Origin of the sequence: Saccharibacillus sp. CPCC 101409, from assembly GCF_030518235.1 — a bacterium.
Taxonomy (GTDB): Bacteria; Bacillota; Bacilli; order Paenibacillales; family Paenibacillaceae; genus Saccharibacillus.
Genome location: NZ_JAULSA010000003.1, coordinates 486,452 through 507,677, shown reverse-complemented (window position 1 = coordinate 507,677; position 21,226 = coordinate 486,452). Strand labels below are relative to the sequence as shown.

The following is a 21,226-nucleotide window of genomic DNA, read 5'->3' as shown; positions in this document are numbered from 1 at the left end:
CGTCGTTTCCTTTTCCGGATATGTCCAGTGTAGAAAGCAAATCTAAAGAAAGCATAAAGAAAGCGGGCAGAACGCAAAAAAGCCGTCCGGCGGGAAATTGGCTTATCCCGGGACGACTGTCTTTTTGAAGGTAAAACGAAGCTTTGCCGCATAAGAGCAGCCGAGCAGCGCGTAGCAGAAGCCGAGTCCGATATACAGTCCGGTCAACCCGAAGCGATCGATTGCCGCGTAGATCGCGACCAGCGACAATCCGTAGATGCCGGCCGAAACCCACAGCACCCATTTCTCAAGATCCACCGCCTGAAGCGTCGAGCGCAGCACCATCTGCACGCCATTGAACACGCCGACGACCAGCGCGACCGGCAGCACATCGTGCACGATCCCCGCAATCGCTTCTTTGTCGGTAATCCAGCCGGCCAGCGGAAGCGAGAACGCGTTCATCACTACGGCCAGCGGCAGCAGGCACCCCAGCATCATCAAGCAGGAAAGAAGAGCGTACCGCCTGCCTCCGCCGCCCGACCTGCCGTGCTCCTGGGCCGACAGGGTCAGGCACGCGCCGGAGAACCCGTACATCGGAATCATAAACAGCTCCAGCAGCGTGACTGTGATCGTATAGGCGGCCAGCAGCTTGACGTCCAGTCTCGCCACGAACGCGCTCAGCGCAATCGCAAACAGCGTATATTCCACCAGGTCCTGGAGCGCCAGCGGAACGTAGAGCCGAAACAGCCGGGCCGACATCTGCCGCGGCAGTCCGAACGAGAAGCGAAACAGCCGGCGTTTGCGAAACAAAGCGATACTGATCGCGATGCTGGTCAGATAACCGATCACCGAACCGGCCGCCGCCCCTGCGACGCCCCATTCCGGAAAACCGAATTTGCCGTATACGAGCGCATAGTCCATAAACACGTTGACGACGCTGGCGGAAGCCAGGCTGTACACGAGCACGCGCGCCCGGCCGGTATTTTTGAAATAAGCCGAGAAGTTGAACAGGATCATGTTGATGCCGATCGTCAAACCGCCCATGTACAAATATTCGCACGCCGGGTTCAGCACATCCGGTCCGAGTCCGTATACGCCTTTGAGCAGCGGCCGGCCGCCGAGCAGGATCAGTCCTTCGAACAAGGCGCCGAGCACCAGGCTCAGGCTCATCGAGGTGTTGAACGCGCGGCCGAACCCTTCCGTATCGCCCTCGCCCAGACATTTTCCGCCGATAATATTGAACGCGCCGCACAGCATCCCCAGCGTTCCCGTAATCAGAAAAATAAACGAAGAAGCCACGCCGATCGCCGCGAACTCCTCCACGCCCAGCCTGCCCACAATCGCCTGATCGGCAAATTGAAAAAAAATCTGGATCAGTTGCGTGAACATCAGCGGCAGAACCATTCCGCGGATGATCCGCATCTCGCTCCGGTTGGCCGCCGCCCATTGTTTAACCATGATCGTTCTCCCTTTCGATAAAACGGCAAACCGCGTGCTGCAATATATCCAGTATAGCGGCCGTTCTTCGGCAAGTCCTATGAACGATGTCACTAAATAACTATTGTCCCTGTTTGTAACTCCGGAAGCGGTTTATCCCTCGATCGGCGTTCCGCCCAGCCACTGCCGCGTAAAAGCGATCCATTCGCGCGCCGCGTACGATTGATACCGGTCCCTGTGCCAGATCACGCCGAGCCTCCACAGAATCGCCGGTTCTTCCAGCGGTACGATGGAGACGGATTTGCCCGAGGCCTGGCGGCAGATCGTTTCCGGCAGCAGCGCCACGCCGAGCCCGGCCGCCACCATCTCGCTGATGAGGTCCCACTGCGAGCTTTCGTACACGATGCGCGGCTGGAAGCCGGCCTGCAGACATTCGCCGATAATCCGGTCGTGCAGCGTGAAATCTTCGCGAAAAAAAACGAAGTTCTCCTGGGCCAGCTCGTCCAGCCGGGCGCTCGGCGCTCCCGCCAGCGCGTGCGCCGACGGAACGATCAGGTTCAGCCGCTCCTCGGCGAACTGGAACGAGTCGAACACGTCGAACGACAGCGGCAGCACGACCACCCCGATATCCAGCAGCCCTTCCGCCACGTCCGATTCCACTTTTTTCGCGCCGTCCTCGAATACCTGCATCGTCACGTCGGGATAACGGTCGTGGAACGCGCCGATGACTTTGGGAAAAAAGCTCGATCCGACCATCGGCGGCAGGCCGATGCGGATATGCCCGCGCCGCAGCTCCGCCAGATCGCCGAGCTGCGCCGACAGATTCGAGAACGACTGCGTGATCGCCTGCACCTGCTCCAGCACGACGCGTCCGGCGTCCGTCAGCTCGATGCGTTTGCCGATCCGGTCGAACAGCGTCGCGCCCAGCTCTTCTTCGAGCTGCCGGATCGCTTTGCTGACCGCGGGCTGGCTGACATACAGCGACTCCGCCGCCCGCGTAAAGCTTTTGAGCCTGGCCGTTTCCAGAAAATACGCCAGATGCCGGATATCCACCGCGCTTCATCTCCTTTTTTGAAAAGATTCGTTCCATAACCATAAGGAATGATTCTTATTCTTTTTATTCATTTTACTCATGAAAAGATAACGTGTAAAATTTTCATTACAGAGATGAGTTACAGAATATTTTCTATAACATTTTTCACACCAAGCGAAAGAAGGAACCTCCCATGAAAAAAGTGCTGCTCGCCGCGATCCAGATCGCGGTCCTGATGGGCTTCTCCGAGCTGATGAACCGGCTGGCAAGCTGGATGCACATCGGTCTTCCGGGCAGCATTCTCGGCATCTTCGTCCTCTTCCTGCTGCTGCAATTCCGTATCGTCAAGCTGGAATGGATCGAACTCGGCGCCACCTGGCTGCTGGCCGAACTGCTGCTGTTCTTTATTCCCGCCGCCGTCGGCGTGATGAACTATATTCCGCTGCTCGAACAGGACGGCATCCGCATCTTCGCGGTCGTGCTGCTCAGCACCCTCATCGTCATGGTTAGCTCGGGCCTGCTGGCCGGGGCATTGTCCAAAAGAAAGGAGAGCACCCACTCATGATCGCTCAAGCCGTCACGTACTTAACCGCCACGCTGCTGATCTATTACGCCGCCAAATGGATGTATCGCAAATACCCGCGGGTGTATCTCTCTCCGCTGCTGATTACGCCGATCGTGCTCGTCGCCCTGCTGCTGTCCACGCACGCGTCGTATGCCAGCTACAATGCGGGCGGCGTCTGGCTGTCCAAACTGCTTCAGCCCGCCACGGTCGCGTTCGCGGTTCCGCTGTACAAGAATCTTCAAACGCTCAAAAAGCACGCCGGCGAGATTGTCGCCAGCGTCCTGTTCGGTTCCGTGATGGCGATGCTGTCGTCGGCTTTCCTGGCCCGGCTGATGCATCTGGACGGCTCGCTCGCCAGCAGCCTCGTGCCGCGCTCGGTAACGACGCCGATCGCGATGAACGTGTCGCAGATGATCGGCGGCGTGCCGACGATTACCGCCGTGTTCGTGATTATGACCGGACTGCTCGGAGCGATGATCGGGCCTTCCGTCGTGAAGCTGCTGCGCATCGAAGGCGATATCGCCCGCGGCGTTCTGTTCGGAACGAGCGCCCACGGCACCGGCACTTCCAAAGCTTTCGAACTGAACCCGCTCACCGGCACGATCTCCAGCATCTCGATGATCCTGGCCGCGCTGTTCACGCTGGCGGCCGCTCCGGCGCTGCTGAGCCTGCTCGGGTAAGCGGCAGATCCGGGTTCCGGACGGCCGCCGAAAAACCGCATAGAAAGCACAACAAGGAGACGCTTTTGCCGGCCGGCAAAAAAAGCGTCTCCTTTTTCGATGCGTTTCTTTGAATTTTTTTAAGTCTTGGTTGGATTAAAGCTCAAGCCGGCGCCGGGCAGAATCCGCCGATCGTGCGGATTCCTCCCTTGCGTCGTGTGCGCCGCGCCTTTGCGCCGCTGCGGCTTGATTGTATCCATGTTCTCTCGGTATTAACGGACGAAGTTGTCGCTCATGCGGTCGAGCAGTCTCGAAATGACGGTTGCGGCTTCCGCGCGCGTCGCATTGCCTTTCGGATCGAGGTTGTTGCCCGGCTTGCCGATAATCAGGCCTTCGTGCAGCATGCGGGACATCGGTTCCTGCGCCCATTTGCCGACGCTGGAGTAATCTTTGTACGTCATGGCTTTCGCGTAATCCGGATCGTCGGTGAATACGTCCGATTGCAGCCACTTCATGGCATTCATCATGATCTGCGTCATTTCCTGGCGCGAGACCGTTTGATCCGGCTGGAAGCTTCCGTCGCCGTAACCGTTGACGATGCCCTGCTCGAACGCGCCCTGTACATACTTTCCGTGCCAGTCGCTTCCGTCCACGTCGTTAAACTGCGGATCTTTGTCGGAAGCCACGCCCAGCAGCGACGAAACCATCTTGGTGAATTCGGCCCGGGTGACGCTGCTGTCCGTATCGAACGTATTCGCGTCCTTGCCGTCGATCACGCCCAGCGAAGCCAGGCGTTCGATCGCGCCTTGGGCCCAGTGGCCCTGAATATCGTTGAACGTCTGGCTGCCGCGGCTCGTCAGCTTGACGCTGCGGCCGCTTTCGCCGAATTCTTCGCCTTCCGACGCATTCTGCGCCGTTACCGGATTGCTGCCTGTACCGTTGGCCGCAGCGGCCGGAGTATTGGCCGGCGTCGTTTCGCCGCCGGCTGCCGGGCTTCCGCCCGCCGCGCCTCCGGTATTGCCGCCCGCGCCGCCGCCTGCTCCTCCGCCGGTATTGCCTCCGCCGGTACCGCCTCCGGGCGTTCCTCCGCCCGTATTCACGGCCGCGTAAGTCTGCACGGTCGCAGTGCTGCTTACGCCTCCGCGGGTTACCGCGGCCTGGATGCGGCCGCCCGCCGCGTCCAGCGTAACCGGAATGCTGACGCTCGTCGCTCCCGCCGGAACCGTAACCCGGCCCAGCACGGTAACTCCGTTTGCGGCGTAAACCGTGACGATATCGCCCGGCTGCACGCCGCCGATCCGCACGCTGCTCGAAGCGCCGTTATTGGTCACGGCGATATTGACTGCCGGCAGAGCCGGTACGCTCGGCGCTTCCGCCGTATAATCGACTTCGGTCGCCGCGCTTTCGACTGCGCCTCTCAGCACCGAGACGCGGATCTTGCCTGCGGATGCGCCGAGCGTCACGTTTACTTTGACGCTGGTCGCCCCTGCGGGCACCGTCGCCCGGCCCAGCACCGTTGTACCGTTCGGCGCGTAGATCGTGACGATGTCACCCGCCTGCAGTCCCGTCGCTTCGACAGTATCGACGGAGCCCGCATTGTTGACGATGCTGACCGAAGCCGCCGGGATCGGAGCCGTAACCGGCGCCTGCGGTTCGGCGTCATACGAGACGAGCGTCGCGGCGCTCGTGACTCCGCCGCGAGCCACCGCTACGCGGACTTTGCCGCCGGATGCGTTCAGCGCGACCGGAACGTCGACTTTTGTGCTTCCCGCCGGAACCGTAATACGGTCCAGGATCGTCAGGCCGTCTTCCGTATACACGATGATAATATCGCCCGGCTTGACGTTGTTTACCGTGACTCTGTCTGCGCTGCCCGACAGATTGTTTACCGTGATATCGGCGCTTGGCAGCGCCGGCACGGACGGCACGGACGGAACAGTCGGAGTATCGACCGTGTAATTCACCTTCGTCGGGCTGCTCGTTACGCCGCCTCGGACCACCACAACTTGCAGATGATCGGCCTCAGGATTCAGCGAAACGGGTACCTGAACGCTGGTTTCGCCGCTCTTGACCACTTCGCGCTGAAGCACGGTCGTGCCGTTCGCGGCGTAAACGATCACGACGTCGCCCGGCTTGAGATTCTGGACCGTTACCGTATCGCCGACGCCGGGCACGCTTGCGATAGCGACGTCGCCTTCCGCCGGTCCCGGCAGATTCGAAGGAACCGCGGTGTAATCTTTTCCGACAACTTCGCTTGCTTTATTATCCCGAACGACTTGAACTTTGATCGTGCCCGCCGAGTCGCCCAGGACGACCGGAATTTCGACGCTTCCGTTCTTCTCCTGCGCGGCCGTCACGACAACGCGATCCAGAATCGTCGTTCCGTTCTGCGCATAAACGGTAATCGTATCGCCTTCTTTCACGCCGCTGACCGAAACGGTGCTCGTTCCGTTCGTACGGTCGCCGATGACGATATTCGCTTCTTTGAGTTCGGGCGCCTGCGTTCCCGGATTGCCTCCGGGATTTCCGCCGGGATTACCGCTGCCCGGATCGGGATTGCCCCCGCCGCTGTCGGGAAGCTGAACCGGGAGCTGGCCGCTTTCCTGGCCGACTCTCGTTACCGTCACTTGAGCATTGCCCGTTTCGCCCGCCGAAGCGGTGATCGGCACGACTACGCTCGTCTGGTTCGGCCCGACAACGGCGCGGCCGATAACGGTCGTTCCGTCTTCCGCGTACACCGTCACGATGTCGCCTTCGACGACTCCGTTCACACTCACGGTCACCGGATCGGAAGATCCCGGCTGGCCGCCGCCGACGGTTACGGAACCCGAATCCGGCGTTTGAGGCGCTTGAGGCGCGGCCGGAGGCGTTTGTACCGGTCCGTACAGGAAGCCGACTGCCGCCCCCGTGCTGCCTTCGCGGGAAATCGCGATATTGAGCACTCCGCCGTTGTCGTCCAGCGTAACCGCGACGGAAGCCGTATCGGTCTCGGCCGGCTGGGAAGTCCAGCCGCCGTTATCCGCGCCTCCGTTGACCAGCACGGTATCGCCGGACGTCAATCCGCCAACGGTAACCGTGCCGCCGCTGCTGTTTCCGTCTCGCGAAATATCGACCTGAGTCGGCTGCGGAACGCCGGTGCCCGGATCTACCGGAGACGGCGGAACGCTGTAGTTTCCGTTTGCCGAAGGGCTGTTCAAGTTTCCGCGCTGCACGATCGCTTCGATCGTACCGTTTCCGCTAAGAGCTCCTTGCGGCAGTTGAATCGTCACGCTGCCGTCCGCCTGCACCTCTGTCGTTCCTACGGACGCGCCGTTTACGCTCAGCGTGACTTTGTCGCCCGCCAGCACATTGCCGACGACGACCAGAGCCGCGCCGGAAGAATCGGCAGCGGATACATTGACGCTAGGCGTCGCAATCTCTTCCGCGTCGTACCCCTTCGAAGCGCCTTCGCTTTCCAGCGTTCCGCGGATAATGCGGACCTCGACGCTTCCCGTTTCCGGCGTCAGCGCAACCGCCACGGTCACATTGCCTCCCGCGGAGACGGCGCTGCCGATCAGCGTACCGTTCAGGTAAACGGCGACGATATCGCCCGCCGTCACCTTCTCAACCGTTACGCTGTCCGGCGTTCTGCCGGAATTGTTAACGACGGTGATATCGCCGGAGTCCGGCGTATCGGGCTTCGTCGGAGTCGGCGTACCCGGTCCCGGAGTTCCAGGGTCCGGAGTTCCCGGATTCGGCGTTCCCGGGTCAGTAGGCGTACCCGGATTCGGATCGGACTTTTCGGCATCGTATTCCACCGCTTCGGAGCGGTCGCTTTCCACGCCGCCGCGCACGATCGTCACTTCCACTTCGCCGCCGCTTGGATCGAGCGCGACCGGGATTTCCAGATCGCCGGCGCCGGATTCGATCCGGGCCAGTTGGGCCAGCAGAATACTGCTGCCGGCTTTGTAGACTTTGACGATGTCGCCCGACTGCACCACCTCTCTGACAACGACCGTGTCGGACAATACGCCGCTTGCGTTATTGACTTCGATCTTGTTCTTCGATGGAGCGGCCGGCTGCGGGTTAGTCGGTTCCACGGGTTCGGCTTTCTCCGCCTCGTAAGCGACAGGAACGGAGAACTCGCTTTCCGCGCCGCCGCGCGTAATCGAAACTTTTACTTTGCCTTCGCCGGCGTTCAGGATCACGGGAATCGTTACGCGTCCCGTACCCGCTTCCGTACGGACAAACTCGGCCAGCGGAGCGCCTCCGTCGACATCGTATACTTTTACGATATCGCCGGTTTGCACGTCCTCTACCGTTACCGTATCGTTCAGCTTGCCGGCGTTGTTCACCGGCTTGATATCGCCCGCTTTCGGCGCGTCCGGACGCTGCGCCGCAGGTTCGGCATCATAGTCCGCCCGAACGGATTTGTCGCTTTCCAGACCGCCGCGCACGATGGCAACCTGTACGCCGCCGGCGGTCTTTTTCAATACGACCGGAATAACCAGCTCGCCGCTGCCGGCATCGCTGCGCGCGAGCTGGGCCAGCAGGCCGCCTCCGTCCGCGTCGTACACCTTCACGAGATCGCCGAACTGCACGTTATCGACCTTGACCGTATCGTTCAGATCGCCCGCGGCATTCACCGCATGGATCTCGTTCTTGGCCGGCGCATCCGGACGCACCGCAGGCGAAGCTTCCGCCTTGTAAGGAACCGGCGCGGAGCGGTCGCTTTCCGAACCGCCGCGTTCGACGCTGACGCGCACGCTGCCTCCGGCCGGATTGAGCGCGACCGGAACCGTCACGCTGTAGCCCGCCGCCGTCGCGATACCGATCGGCTGAGCCGCGTTTCCTTCATACACGCGAACCACATCGCCGCTCTGCACGCCGTCGAGCGTCACTTCGTCTCCGGCACTGCCCGGAGCATTCACGACCGTCACGTCCGCCGCGTAAGGCGCAGGCGTCGCGAACGGCTCGGCCGCGTACGGCTTCAATGTGCCGATGCTCTCGGTATCGCCCTTCACAATACTGACGCGCACCGCTCCCGGAGCCGCGCCCAACTGCACCGGCACGAAGGCCGACGCGCCAGATGCCCGGACCTCGCCGATCAGTACGCTGCCGTCCGCGGTATACACGCGGATTACGTCGCCGGCGGTCACATTCGCCACCGTCACGCTGTCGTTTGCCGTGCCCACATCGTTCACGACCTGGATATCGGCGGCTTTCGGCGGAACGACAGCCGAAGCGCGGGCCGGATAGTCGACCGCCAGCGGACCGCTGACGGCTCCGTTCCGGTTTACGTTCAACGTAATCGTGCTCGCATACAGCTTGAGCCGCAGCGTACGCAGCGCAGCGACGCCGGAAGCATTGGCCGTCGCCGTGCCCAGCTGCGTTTTGTTGTCGTCGTAGAACGTAACCAGATCGCCTTCGAGCAGACCGTCGACCATGATTTCGTCTTCAACGGACGGATCGGCCGAACGCGCAATCGTAACGGATTGTTCCGAAGGCACGGCCGGCTGCGAAGCAGCGACCGCCGAATATTCTTTCGTCGTGCGGGCGCTCTCGACCTGGCCGCGGACAACCGAGACCGAGATCCGGCCGGCCGCGGCATCGGCCAGGTTGACGGGAATCGTCAGGCTGCCGTCGGCTTCGGCCGTGCGGCGCGCAATTTCTTGTCCGGCCGCATTGTATACGACCACAATCTCGCCCGCCGCCAGGTAATCGACGACGACGGTATCGCTGCCGCCGGCGTCGTTCGTAACGGTAATATCGGCCGCCGAAGGACCGGCTCCCGGAGCCGCGGCTTCCGCTTCGTACTTAAAGGTTCCCGGAAGGCCGTTGACTCCGCGCCGCTGGAGAGCGACCCGCACGCTGCCTCCGTTCGGATGCAGGGCGGCCGGGATCGTCAGCACGCCGCCTGTCGGAACGCCCGGCGAACGGCCGAGCTCCGTCATATTTTCGTCGTACGCGATATAGATATCGCCCGGCAGGAAATCGGCGTTTGCCAGATTGACCCGGACAACGTCCAGAGGTCCCGTCAAATTATCGGCGTCCAGCCATTCGTTTGCCACGGCGGGAACCTGTTCCGGATCGACCGCGACGGTTATGCCCGTGCTTTCGATGCCGCCGCGCACCCGGACCAGCGTCACCGTTCCGCCGACAGGCGGGAAAGTCAGATCGATGGTGACGGAGCCGTCGGCGTCGGCTTTCTTGACGCCGATAACCATGCCGTTGCCGCCGTAGGCGCGTACGCTCTCGCCGGCATACAGTCCGTCCACGACGATTTTGTCGTTATCGTTAGGCTCGTTCATCACCTCTACCAGCGCAGGGTCGATCGGAGAGACCTTTTCCGCTCCGTAGTTCACCAGCGTATAAACACTCGATTGACCGCCGCGTTTGATCGCGACGTACAGGCTTCCGCCCGCCGTTTCCAGATTGGCCGGAATCGGGGCCGCGGCTGTTCCCGTTCCGCCAGAGACTGCGGCGCTGGAACCGACCAGATTGTACAGGAAGTCGTACACATTCAGGATGTCGCCGTCTTTCAGCCCCTGCGTTACCGTAACGGTATCGACTGCGCCCGCAGTCGTATTGGGCACGTTGTCGACGGTAATATCGTCCGCCGAAGGCGCCGGCACTTCTTCCGGCAGATAAGGAATCTGCGTAGGCAGACTGACAACGCCGCGGCGCGCGATAAACGCCTGGATCGCGCCGCCGTTTGCATTCAGCTTCACATTGCCGAGCACTGCGGTTCCGTCGGCTCCCGCCGCCTGCGAACCCAGACTCACGCCATTTTCATACACGGTAAAAAGGTCGTTTTCTTCAAGGCCGGAGATACTGATTGTATCGTCGTCGCCGACCGCGTTGACGATCGAGATCTTGTCTGCCGCAGGCGGCATCACCGTCTCGTTCCGGTAAGGCGTAAGTGTACTCGCGCTTTCCGACCCGCCGCGCACGATCGTAACGCGTACGCTCCCGCCGGCCGGATTCAGGATCACTTTCGCGGAATTTGCGCCGGAAGCGTCCGCTCCCGACAAGCTCGCTCCGAGCAGATCGCTTCCGTCTTCGTTGTAAACGTTGATAAAGTCTCCCGGTTCAAGCCCGTTAACGCTCACCGTGTCTTTATCGTCCGGATTGTTAATCACGGTAATCAGATTGAACAGCGGCGCCGGCACGATCTCGGCATTGTAGGACAGCGAGGCGGGCACGCTTTGTACAATATCGGACGCATCCAGTCCGGTGCGGGTAACGATCACTTCGACGTGACCGCCTCCGGGAGCCAGAGCGATGGCGACCTGCGCCGAATCGGCATCGGCCGCGGCGTTTACGCGGGCGACTACCGCATTGGAGAGATCGTAGCTGACGACTTCGTACTTGTCTCCGGCCGTCAGACTGCCGATTTGGACCGAGTCGCCGCTTGTGCCCGGCTCGTTGTCGATGCTCAGCACGGCGGCCGGAGCCACAAACTCCGCTCCGTACACCGCTGTAGTGACTTCGCTGGAAATCGTATTCACCGTGATGCTTACCGTAACCGAGCCGCCGGCAGCGGCCAGGGGCAGGGTAACGGACGCCGTGCCGCCGGCAGCGGTCCGCTCGACCGCCGTTCCGGCAATGCCGCCGCGATAAGGCGTCACGACAATAACGGCGCCGTCCGGCAGGTTCTTGACCGCAACCGTATCGCCGTCCGTCCCGGACGCGTTAACGATCGTAATATCGCCCAGCGCCGGCGCCGCTACGAATTCGGCGCCGTAGCTGGCGCGCACCGGATCGCTGACGCGGGAATCGCGCTTGAGCGTCACGATAACAAAACCGCCGGCCGGAGCCAGCTTCAGAGGCGTTACGGCCGTCGCGCCCGCCGCCGGTACCGATTGGGAGTCGATCGGAGTCCCGTTCGGATCGTCTCCGCTGCCGTAACTGCTGATCGTCAGCAGATCTCCGGTCTGCACGCCGGACACGGTTACGGTGTCTTTATCGCTGCCCGAATTGTTCACCGCGACGATATTGTTCGCCGAAGGCGCGCTGAGCGGCTCCGGACCGTAGTCGACATTGACCGGATCGCTCAGCGCCGCGCTTCCGCGCTGGAAAGTGAAGCTGAGCGATCCGCCCGCCGGATTGAGCGCCAGCGGCTTGGCCTGGAATTGGCCCTGAGCGTTCGCGACGCCCGAATCGAGCACGCTTCCGGCTGCATTTTTGTCGCTATAAACCGTGATCTGATCGCCGGACTGCATGCCGTTCAGCAGGAAAATATCGTTGTCGCCTTCTTCGTTGACGACCCAGATTGCGCCGCTGAAGCCCGGAATCTCGGCCAGATACACGACGTGCGTCTGCACGCTTTCGATGCCGCGGCGGACCAGGCTCACCCCGAGGCTGCCGCCCGAAGTTTCCAGCGTCAGCGTTGCCGTGGCGGAATGACCGTCGCCGGACGGCACGGCGGTTTCTTCGATCATGTTTCCGGTAGTCGGATACACGCGAATCTTATCGCCGGGCAGCAGTTTGGTCACGACGACCGTATCTTCCGCCGGAGCCGCTTGGTTGGTTACGGTAATCGAAGGCGGAGCCGGCGGCGCGACGACTTCCGCGTTGTAGGGCGCTGTCGTCCGCGCGCTTTCGATCGTGTTGCGCACGATGCTGATCTGGAGGCTGCCGCCGGTCGCGGTCAGATCCAGACTGCCGACGGTTGCCGAATATCCGCCGCCCGCAGCGGCTGCGGCCGGACCGGAAGCAAACGAAGTCGTCGCCCCCGGCGTATAAACAAAGATCTGGTCCCCGGCCTGCAGATTGCCGACCGTGACGCTGTCCTGCGCAAACGGATTATTGACGATCGAAATATCGACCGGCAGCGGCGGAGTCACCACTTCGGCGTTGTACGCCGCCGCTGTGCGCAGGCTGGTAATGCCGTGACGGCGAATCGAGACGTAAACCGAGCCGCCCGCGGGCAGCAGCGCTTGTTTGACGACGGCTTCGGTGCCGGTCGCGGTCGCGCGCCCCAGTTCGTCCATTCCGTTGACAGACGTATAGACCACGATTTCATCGCCCGATTTCAGACCCGACACGCTGACGCTGTCGTTGGCGTTGCCGGAATTGTTCGCAACCGTAATATCGGTCGGCGCGGGCGGATTGACCGCTTCCGAATCGTAAACCACCATCAGGCGCGAACTTTCCACGGTGTTGCGCACAACGCTGATATTCAGACTGCCCCCTTTGGGCAGCAGCGTAACCGGGATGTCCACAGGACCGTCCGCCGTTACGTCGTACAGTACAGAACCGCCGCCCGTCACATCGATGCGCACTTTGTCGCCATTTTTGACGCCCGTTACGCGAATGTTATCGTCATCGCTCGAATTGTTGGTCACAATGACTTGATTCGGCACCAGCGCGGCTACGGTCTCCGCCGCGTACAGCGCCGTCAGCGCAAGGCTGCGCACGCCGTTTCGTTCCACGACCAAATAGACGCTGCCGCCGCTCGGCGTCAGCTTCAAGCTGCCGGAAGCCACGCCGAGCGCATCGGCTTTGAGCGACTGAAGCTGCTCGCCTTCGCTTGTATACACAAGCAGGGTATCGCCTTCCTCAAGTCCCGTTACGCTTACCGTATCGGTGTTGCCCGAGGCATTGTTCAGCGTAAGCTGCCCAATCGTCAGCTGAGCCGGCGTTTCCGGCTGGTAGGCGACCGGCATGCGCAGACTTTCCACGCCGTTGCGAATGCGCGCAATATAGAACGTCCCGCCCGCTTTTTTCAAAGTCACATTCAATTTAACCGACGTTTCGCCCGTATTCGGCGTACCCGATGTGTAAAGGGCCGTAGTCGCTGTCGCAGTATCGTACAAACGGAACGTATCGCCCGCGGCAAGACCCGACACCGTCACCGAGTCGGACGTTCCCAGCGCATTGACCGCCGTTACCGAAGCCGCCGCGATCGCCGGCACCACTTCGGCCGCATAGCCGATTTGCACGCGCGCGCTTTCGACGCCGCCGCGGGTCAGGCTGACGCCGATCGTGCCGCCGGCCGGAAGAAGTTTAAGCGGAATCTCCAGCGTGCCGGCGGCACTTGCCGTCAGCGTCGTCCGGAGCGTTCCGTCGAGATTGTAAATTTTCACCGAATCGCCGACTTTCACGTCCGCTATGCGAATCGTATCGGCGTCGTCGGGATTGTTGTTTACCGTAATCGCCGCGGCCGGAAGCGCAAGCGCGGCAACGGCCAGGTTCGCGCCTTCCGTCAGGCTCGGAGTCGTGCTGATTACGGTAAGGTTCAATCCGTACACGCGCAGCTCAAAAGGAAAGTTCCCCGCCGCCGGCAGGACTTTCTGATTCAGCTTCAGTGCGGCGCTTGTTTTCAATAGGGAAAGCCCGAGTCCGCTGATGCGAACGCGCTGTCCCCCGTCCAGAATCTGCGAAGCCGTCAAAGGCGCGCCGTTGAACTGGTCGCCCGTCGTCGCCCGGATTCCCGGAGGCAGCAGAAAATCGACCGCTCCTATAGTAAGATTCAGTACGTCGAAAGACTCGTAAGATACCGTAATGTCCGTCGTGTCTCCCGCTACGGCCGCGGGGTTCGACAGCGTTACCGTCAGAGGCGCGGCCGCGAGCGTGCGCGCCGGCGCCAGGGGAAACAAAGTTACGATAAGAAGAACAGCCAACATCCCGCTTACCCAGGCCTTCCATGTCCGCCGTTGCAGCCTTTTCTCCATCATGTACAGCATCCTCTCTTGTTTGCATTCTTTGGTATTTTGAACATATCGGGGGCTTTGTGTGTTTTCCGTATACCCTTTTATATCGTCAAAACCCATTTTTTTCTATATAGGAATACAAAAAAAGGAATTTAGTACCGCTTTTTGGATTTTGAACAAAACAAAAACAGCCTCCAAAATAGGAAGGCTGTTTAGTTTCAAATTTGAAATTTTGGACGTTCTAACCGATTCCCCGATTAAACACCCTGGCGATGGCCTGAGCCCGGTCGCTCACGCTCATCTTGTTGAAGATATTGGTCAGGTGGTTCTTGACCGTGTGCTCGCTGATAAACAGCTTGGCCGCAATGTCTTTGTTGCTGGAAGCCCGCACGACCAGTTCCAGCACTTCTTTTTCCCGCTTCGACAACCCGAATTCCTTGACGATCGCTTCGATGCCGCGTTCCTCCGCTTCGGCGGGGTTGAAAGCGGCCGTCGAGCCGTCCGACAGAATCACTTCGCTCTGCACGGTATGACGAACCGCCATAAACTTCCGGAAGTGATTGAACATTTCCGGGGACACCCCGTTCAGGTGCAGACGGCTGGCCGTGTCTTCGTCCAGCGCGGCAAAGTACAGCACCGTGCGCAGCAGCTGCGCTTCGCGCGAATACGAGAAGTTTCCCGTCTGTCCTTCGCTGTCGAGCATCGAACGGTATTCTTTGAGCACGGCGATCTCGTCGCCGAACGCATCGCCGAATTCGCGGCGCGCCGGCTCGTCGAGCACGGACAGACGGGAGGCGCGCTGCAGGAACACCGATTCTTCCGACGTGATTCCGCTGTAGCGGGCGTACTCTTCGAGCAGGCGCAGCGACAAATCGGTATCTTTGCCCTGCTTCTCCTCGCCGCGTTTGGACGAGTCGTACATCATTTTCAGGAAGCGGTCGTTCTGGAGGCGAAGCTGATGCTGGTCGTGGACCGACTGCAGGATGATGCTGCCCATCGTCGCCAGCGCCAGCAGCACTTCTCGGCACTCTTCCGCTTCCTGCTCGCTGCTCAGCGAGACCGCCAGCACCCCGCGCGTTTTGGATGCATAAACGATCGGATATTCGATCATCAGCTGGCCTTCTTCGGTTTGCGACAGCTCGAAGCCCGGCGTATGCATATGGTTTTCCCGCAGCACCCGCTTGGCGACGTCGCGCGCATACTGCTCCGCGAATTCGTTGCCGATGCCGCGCGAGACGATCTGCACTTTTTCTCCGCTTGCGCTCTCGTGCACGATAATAGCGGAAGACGGATTCCAGACCAGGCTGAGGCTCATGTCCACCAGCATGAACAGGATGCGCTGCGTGTTCTGGGCCGAGATCATAAAGCGCGTGACTTCCATTAAAGGACGCAGCCGCTGGATCTGGCGCTCCATGCGCATCTCGATCGTGCCGCTGGCGATATATTCGCAAATCAGCGCCACCAGCACATCCTCGAACTCCCTCAGCAGAGGATCGACTTCGTACTTGCGCTTCGCCACGATAAACAGGATGCCGAGCTGCTCGCCGCCCATTCGCACCGGGAAGCAGCGCAGGCCGTAGATCTCGCCGATGCCCCGCTGCCGCAGGAAAAAGGATCTCGGGTCGCGCTGGATATCGGTCCACTGCATCGGCGATTCGCTCAGCGCGGCCTGACCCAGAAAACCTTCGCCTTCCCGGAATTCCGCGTCCAGCAGCCCGCCTCCGTCTTTGCCGGAGATACGCGAGATCCGGTATTCGCCCGGCCCGGTTTTCTCGGCGTAGCCCATCAGGTCGGCCGTACCGCTGATATCCGTAAACTGTTCGAACGTCAGCTCCACGGAAGCCCGCTCTTTGCGCGCCGTGGTCAGCGTAAGGCGCAGTTCGGCCAGCCGCTCGCGGATAAACGTTTCGCGGTGCACGGACTGGAGGATGCGTTCGACCGCTTCGGCCAGCTTCCCGATCTTCTCGCGCCAGACTTCGGCTTCTTCTCCGGACAGCTCCTCCGCTTCGAGCACCAGGTCGAGCAGCAGCTTGCGCCCTTCGTCGTATAAACCGGCATGAGCCACTTCTTCTTCAAGCATCGTTTTGGTTCCTTGCTGGATCAGCACGCCCGCCACGACGTAGCAGGTCGCGTCGCCTCCGGGCGCTTTGAACGGGGCGATGATGAATTTAACGCCCGGCAGCCAGAGGTCGCACAGGGCGGGGCGCGTCAAACCGGCATACTGCCGGACTTCTTCCCAGAAGCGTTCGCGCACTTCGCCTTCCGGATCGGACAGCTTTTTGAAAAAAGGCTGGTGAGCGGACGGCTTGACGAGCGGACGGCCCTGGTTGTCCACGATAAGAACGGAGAGACGGGTAAACTCGGCATAGGTTTGTTGGATTTCTTCGACGGTTTTCTTCACGTCCATGGTCCAGTTCTTTTCGATCATATTAACGGATCTCCACTTCGTTTTGAGTATAAGGGGTTTTGTACGAATAAATAGCCATGTTCCCTTCACCTCTTTTGTCCAGGATGGAGATTGCGGCCAGACGGTTCAGCACGACCTGAAGCGGTTCGATGCCCCGGCCAAGCTTCTTGGCCAGGCCGCGCGCCGTCTCGTAGGCGTAAGGGTTGTTCTCGAAAAACATCGTGCATTCCATCTGCAGTTTCAACAGCTCCTGATCCGAAATCGTCATCGTTCTCATGTGCCCCCTATATCAGCCTAACATACGGTCTGTCTCTGATATTGTCGACGATATGAGGAGCCGACATGCGGCCGCCCGGGGATTTCGTGATCTGAAGATACTGATAGCTTCCGTCCACCCAGGTCCGGATCACTCCGTTGGAGGCCCGTTCGAGGAAAGAGGCCGTCTCCAGTCCGATTTCCGTAAAGTTGCACTGGCAGAGCACCGTCACCCCGTTCGCTCTGCATCTGGCCATCTCGTCGGCGAAATGTCGTTTGACAAATTCCCGTCCATGTTCGGAGATAATCGTGTTGAGGTCGTAGTGGATAAACCATCTTCTTCCTTTAAGCGAGCTCTCGCGAAAATACGGATAGATCGATTCGTACACTTTCTTCTGGTACTCTTCGTTGGACAGCCGGTCGGCGTAGATCATCCACTTCTCGAACTCCGGTTTGACCGGTCTGCGGTAATGATCGATAAAAAACACCCGTTCTTCGCGCGCGGCTTCTTCCAGGGAAGCACCGAACAGCGTAAGCGTCTGCTCCAGCACATCGACCGAAGTCAACCCGGACAGCATGAAGATTACGCAGTCTCCCTGCTTCAACCGTTCCGCGTACATCGAAGTCACGAGGTATTTGTAGTTCGCTTTGCTGTTGCTGTCCACCATAAAAGCACTGCCTTTGGAAAGGCCGCCCTGAAGCAGATCGTCCAGCGACGGAATGCCCGTGGACAGGCGTTCCACGCCGTCGTTGAGAATCTTGTCTTCCACCATCGAGAGGGCGGGCAGAATGCAGATGCCGTCGCTGAGAAAACGGTAATGGTGCTCGCCTTCCACAATGTGGGCGCCGCGCATTTTCAGAATCTCGACGGTGCGTTTGCGGAACTTCTCGAGATGCTCGCGCAGCGACAAACGGATAATGCCGTCGCAAACATAGTTCTCGAACGGCGTCGAACGTCCTTCCCACTCGCCGTATTCCCGCAGGAACAAGGCGGTAAGCTCGAACTTGCGCATAATGTTGCGGATGGAATAAATCTGCTCGCGGCCGTCCGTCTGCATGCCGCCCAACGTGCGGAACAAGCTGATGCTGTCGATCACGACGCGCTTGCAGTCGATCTCGCGGATCAGCTGTTCGAACAGCCCGTCGGTCCGCATCATCTGGTCCAGCAGCACGTCCGGTTCGAGACAGATGATGCGCAGCTTGTTCTGGCGTTCGAGTTCCTTGAGATCCCAGCCGAAGCCGGACATATCGCGGTAGATCTGTTCCGGCAGTTCTTCGAAAGTGATATAGATGCCGGATTCTCCGTACTGCCGGGCGCCTTCGAGCAGAAACTGGATGCCCAGCGTCGTCTTGCCGGTACCCGGATTGCCTTCGAGTATGGTCGTCGTGCCCCTGGGCAAGCCGCCGCCGAGCAGCTCGTCAAGTCCCGTAACTCCAGTGTGTACGATATTCTGTTCCAACCCCGTCTTTTGCATAAGCTCCGCCGACCCCCTTGAATCGAAGTGATTACTTCAGATTATACGCTTCCTTTTCCAGATTATACGCGTTTTTTAGTAGTACGGTTCACAAAAGGCAATAGGAAATTCCTCTTAGTATTGATCTTACCCGATTATACATGCGTTTGAAATAGCTCTTACCATTTTTTCCATGATGCTGTAAAAAAACGTTTCAGCGATTTCCGATCGGACTGCGGCTCCATGCCCGGGCATTGGCCCCGATCATCAAAGCCAGCAGCAGCCAGACGCCGTAGGCGGGCAGGAAGTACCAAATCGCGTAGTGAACCGCCGCCAGCAGGGCAAGAACCAGCATCGCGAGGATCGTCTGAAAGCCCCCGCTTGAGTTGGAGGTCGGAAACGGCAGGGAAAACGGCAGTTCGGATCGGGTCATGCGGAGACTGACGGGAAGCATCAAAGCCGAAGCCGCCAGCACCGCAAGCAGATCGGGAAGGATACGGATGCCGAACAGCATGGAGAATACGACGGCTTCCACCAGGAACAGCGGCAGGAACAAACGGACGAACAGCGCTTTGAGCGTGCCCCGGTAGAGCGCGTCCGGACTGCCGAGCGGCGCGGCGCCGTAGATCCAGCTTCCTTTAAAATTGCCCGAGTACTGCATCATGCCGACAACGGTCGGGATCATGATCGCGCACGAATAGACGTTGAGGTAGCCGGCGCCGTGCTCGAAGTCGATGCCGGACAGCCCTCCGCTGCCCACGGCAAAGCTGAACAGGAAAATAAACGGCACCGCCAGCGAGAAGCCGAGCGAAGGATACACTTTAAGCTTGAATTCCCGCTCGCCGGACAGCATCGAAGAAGCAAAAACGTAGAAAGCCCGCTCCTGCGCGCTTCGGCAGAGCAGATTCGCCAGCCTGCGGCTTCTTGCGCCCGCGCGCGGACGCCGGGCGCGGGCCGCGCCGCCGGACAGCTTCTCCAGATTGCGTTCGAACATCGGCATCGACCGGTAGAACACGATCGCGCCGAGCGGCGGCAGAATCAGTCCCAGCAGCGAAGGCGCGATATACAGGGGATCGGAACGTCCGGACAGCAGCCACTCGAAGCCCGCCGCGTACCACAGCGGAGGCAGCGCGAGCTCCCACCAGCCGGGCCGAAATTCCGCCGACAGACGCGACAGGTCCATGGCCCGGATCGCGATCTGATAGCCGACCAGCATAAAGACGGTCATGGCGATCTGGACGTAATTGATCATATCCTTTAACGTTTCGCCGTCGAACAGCTTCAGGACGAGCAGGTAAACGAATGCCGTAAAGACCGCGACCAGCAGTCCGCCCAGGATCAGCGAAGCCAGCAGCAGCAGAGCGAAGCCGGGACCGTAGCGGAGCGCTCCGACCAGTACCGGCACAACGCCCAGCGCGAGCACGCACTGCATAAAGTAGATCAGGACATGCAGTGCCTTGGCCATGCCCAGCGTCCGGCCGTCAACCGGCTTGGTATGCAGAATCGGCTTGTCCCGCACATCCAGCAGCACGGAGGAGAAGTCGGACAGCATCGCCGTCATCATAATAAACAGCAGCACCGTCAGCACGATGCCCGCCTGAAGCATATACGTTCCGCCGGTCAGAAGAAAAAGCGAGGAAAGCCCGCCGTACAGCGCATAGAAAAACAAAATCCGGCCCGACCCGGCATTCTCCGCCGGCTGCTCTTTGGGCTTCAACGGGCCGCCGCCGGACTTCATCGAACCGCCGAACAAAGCCGCGGCTCCGCTCGTCCGCCGTCCGTCGAGCGTCAGCTTGAGACCGAGAATGCGGCGCATTGCCGGATAATCGACGCCCATCCGTTCGAACAGCGGACGCGCGCGGTCCAGCGCGCGCAGAATCCGATACTCTTCCATGCTCAGCGCTCCCCTACGGCGGCCGCGAGCCGCTCCGCGATCTGGCGGTGCTCGTGGAAATCGGTGATCTGGTTGAACAGCTCTTCAAGCGATTTCTCTCCGCCGAGCCGGCGCAGCTCTTCGAAGCTGCCGTCGGCGGCGACGCGCCCGCCGCTCAGCAGCACGATCCGGCTGCTGATTTTCTCGACCACGTCCATAATATGGGACGAATAAAAAATCGTTTTGCCCTGCCGGGCCAGCAGCTCCAGCAGTTCCTTGATGACCATGACGCTGTTGGCGTCCAGGCCGCTGAGCGGCTCGTCGAGAAAGATCAGGTCGGGATCGTGCAGCAGGCTGGACGAGAGCAGCACCTTCTGCTTCATCCCTTTGGAATACGAGGCAATGCGCGAGTCCATCGCGTGGGCCAGGCCGAACCCTTCCATCAGCCGGCCGGCTTTGCGCTCCGCAAGATCCGGCGCCAGCCCGTACAATTCGCCGGTAAACGTCAGGTATTCCCTCGCGGTCAGATTGTCGTACATTTCCGCCGTTTCCGGCACGTAGCCGATGCGGCTTTTGTATTGGGGTCCGGCTTCGGCGATGTCTTCGCCGAAGATCCGCACTTCGCCCGTGTACCCGCGCACCAGGCCGAGCATGATCTTGATCGTCGTGCTCTTGCCCGCCCCGTTGGGGCCGATATAGCCGATCACCTGGCCGCGTCCGGCTTCCAGGTCGATTCCGTTCAGCACATAACGGCCGTCGTACTGCATGCGCAGCCCGCGAATCGACAGCACGCTTTCTTTGGCTTGTCGTTGTTCATCGATCGCTGCATTTTCCATCTCTATCCCGTCCCTTCGCGTTCGAAACGCGCTTCGTCCGAAGCCCCGTCTCGCTCATGTTTCCCGAGTCGGTTCACCTCCTCGTATATAT

General features: G+C 60.4%; 10 protein-coding genes. 2 read left to right on the top strand and 8 right to left on the bottom strand.

Annotated elements, in window-relative coordinates:
• Positions 1–102: 102 nt before the first annotated feature.
• Positions 103–1,437, bottom strand: a complete 1,335-nt coding sequence (locus QWJ34_RS10035) for an MATE family efflux transporter (RefSeq protein WP_302727432.1) — start codon at positions 1,435–1,437, stop codon at positions 103–105.
• Between the two features lie 132 nt (positions 1,438–1,569).
• Positions 1,570–2,469: a cidABC operon transcriptional activator CidR gene (gene cidR / locus QWJ34_RS10030; RefSeq protein WP_302727431.1), complete on the bottom strand. Its 900-nt coding sequence runs from the start codon at positions 2,467–2,469 to the stop codon at positions 1,570–1,572.
• Positions 2,470–2,642: 173 nt separating this feature from the next.
• On the opposite strand from cidR, the gene QWJ34_RS10025 reads away from it, so the two are divergent.
• Complete coding sequence (locus QWJ34_RS10025; RefSeq protein ID WP_302727430.1) at positions 2,643–3,014, top strand: CidA/LrgA family holin-like protein; 372 nt, start codon at positions 2,643–2,645, stop codon at positions 3,012–3,014.
• Positions 3,011–3,694, top strand: coding sequence for a CidB/LrgB family autolysis modulator (locus QWJ34_RS10020; RefSeq protein ID WP_302727429.1), 684 nt, complete (start codon positions 3,011–3,013; stop codon positions 3,692–3,694). Before QWJ34_RS10025 ends, QWJ34_RS10020 begins: the two co-directional genes overlap by 4 nt.
• A gap of 251 nt (positions 3,695–3,945) precedes the next feature.
• Here the strand turns inward: QWJ34_RS10020 and QWJ34_RS10015 are convergent, their stop codons facing one another.
• The 6 genes from QWJ34_RS10015 to QWJ34_RS09990 all read right to left on the bottom strand — a co-directional run bounded on the left by QWJ34_RS10015 (position 3,946) and on the right by QWJ34_RS09990 (position 21,135).
• Positions 3,946–14,334 carry an S-layer homology domain-containing protein gene (locus QWJ34_RS10015; RefSeq protein ID WP_302727427.1) on the bottom strand — a complete coding sequence of 3,463 codons (10,389 nt, stop codon included), beginning with the start codon at positions 14,332–14,334 and terminating at the stop codon, positions 3,946–3,948.
• Positions 14,335–14,551: 217 nt separating this feature from the next.
• Entirely contained in the window at positions 14,552–16,738 is a 2,187-nt protein-coding gene (locus QWJ34_RS10010; RefSeq protein ID WP_302727425.1) for a LuxR C-terminal-related transcriptional regulator, read from the bottom strand.
• Position 16,739: 1 nt separating this feature from the next.
• Entirely contained in the window at positions 16,740–16,985 is a 246-nt protein-coding gene (locus tag QWJ34_RS10005) for a hypothetical protein (RefSeq protein WP_302727423.1), read from the bottom strand.
• A 16-nt stretch (positions 16,986–17,001) separates the two neighbouring features.
• Positions 17,002–18,447, bottom strand: a complete 1,446-nt coding sequence (locus QWJ34_RS10000; protein ID WP_302727421.1) for an ATPase domain-containing protein — start codon at positions 18,445–18,447, stop codon at positions 17,002–17,004.
• A gap of 193 nt (positions 18,448–18,640) precedes the next feature.
• Positions 18,641–20,320: a hypothetical protein gene (locus tag QWJ34_RS09995; protein ID WP_302727420.1), complete on the bottom strand. Its 1,680-nt coding sequence runs from the start codon at positions 20,318–20,320 to the stop codon at positions 18,641–18,643.
• A gap of 2 nt (positions 20,321–20,322) precedes the next feature.
• Positions 20,323–21,135, bottom strand: a complete 813-nt coding sequence (locus QWJ34_RS09990; RefSeq protein WP_302727419.1) for an ABC transporter ATP-binding protein — start codon at positions 21,133–21,135, stop codon at positions 20,323–20,325.
• Between the last annotated feature and the right edge of the window lie 91 nt (positions 21,136–21,226).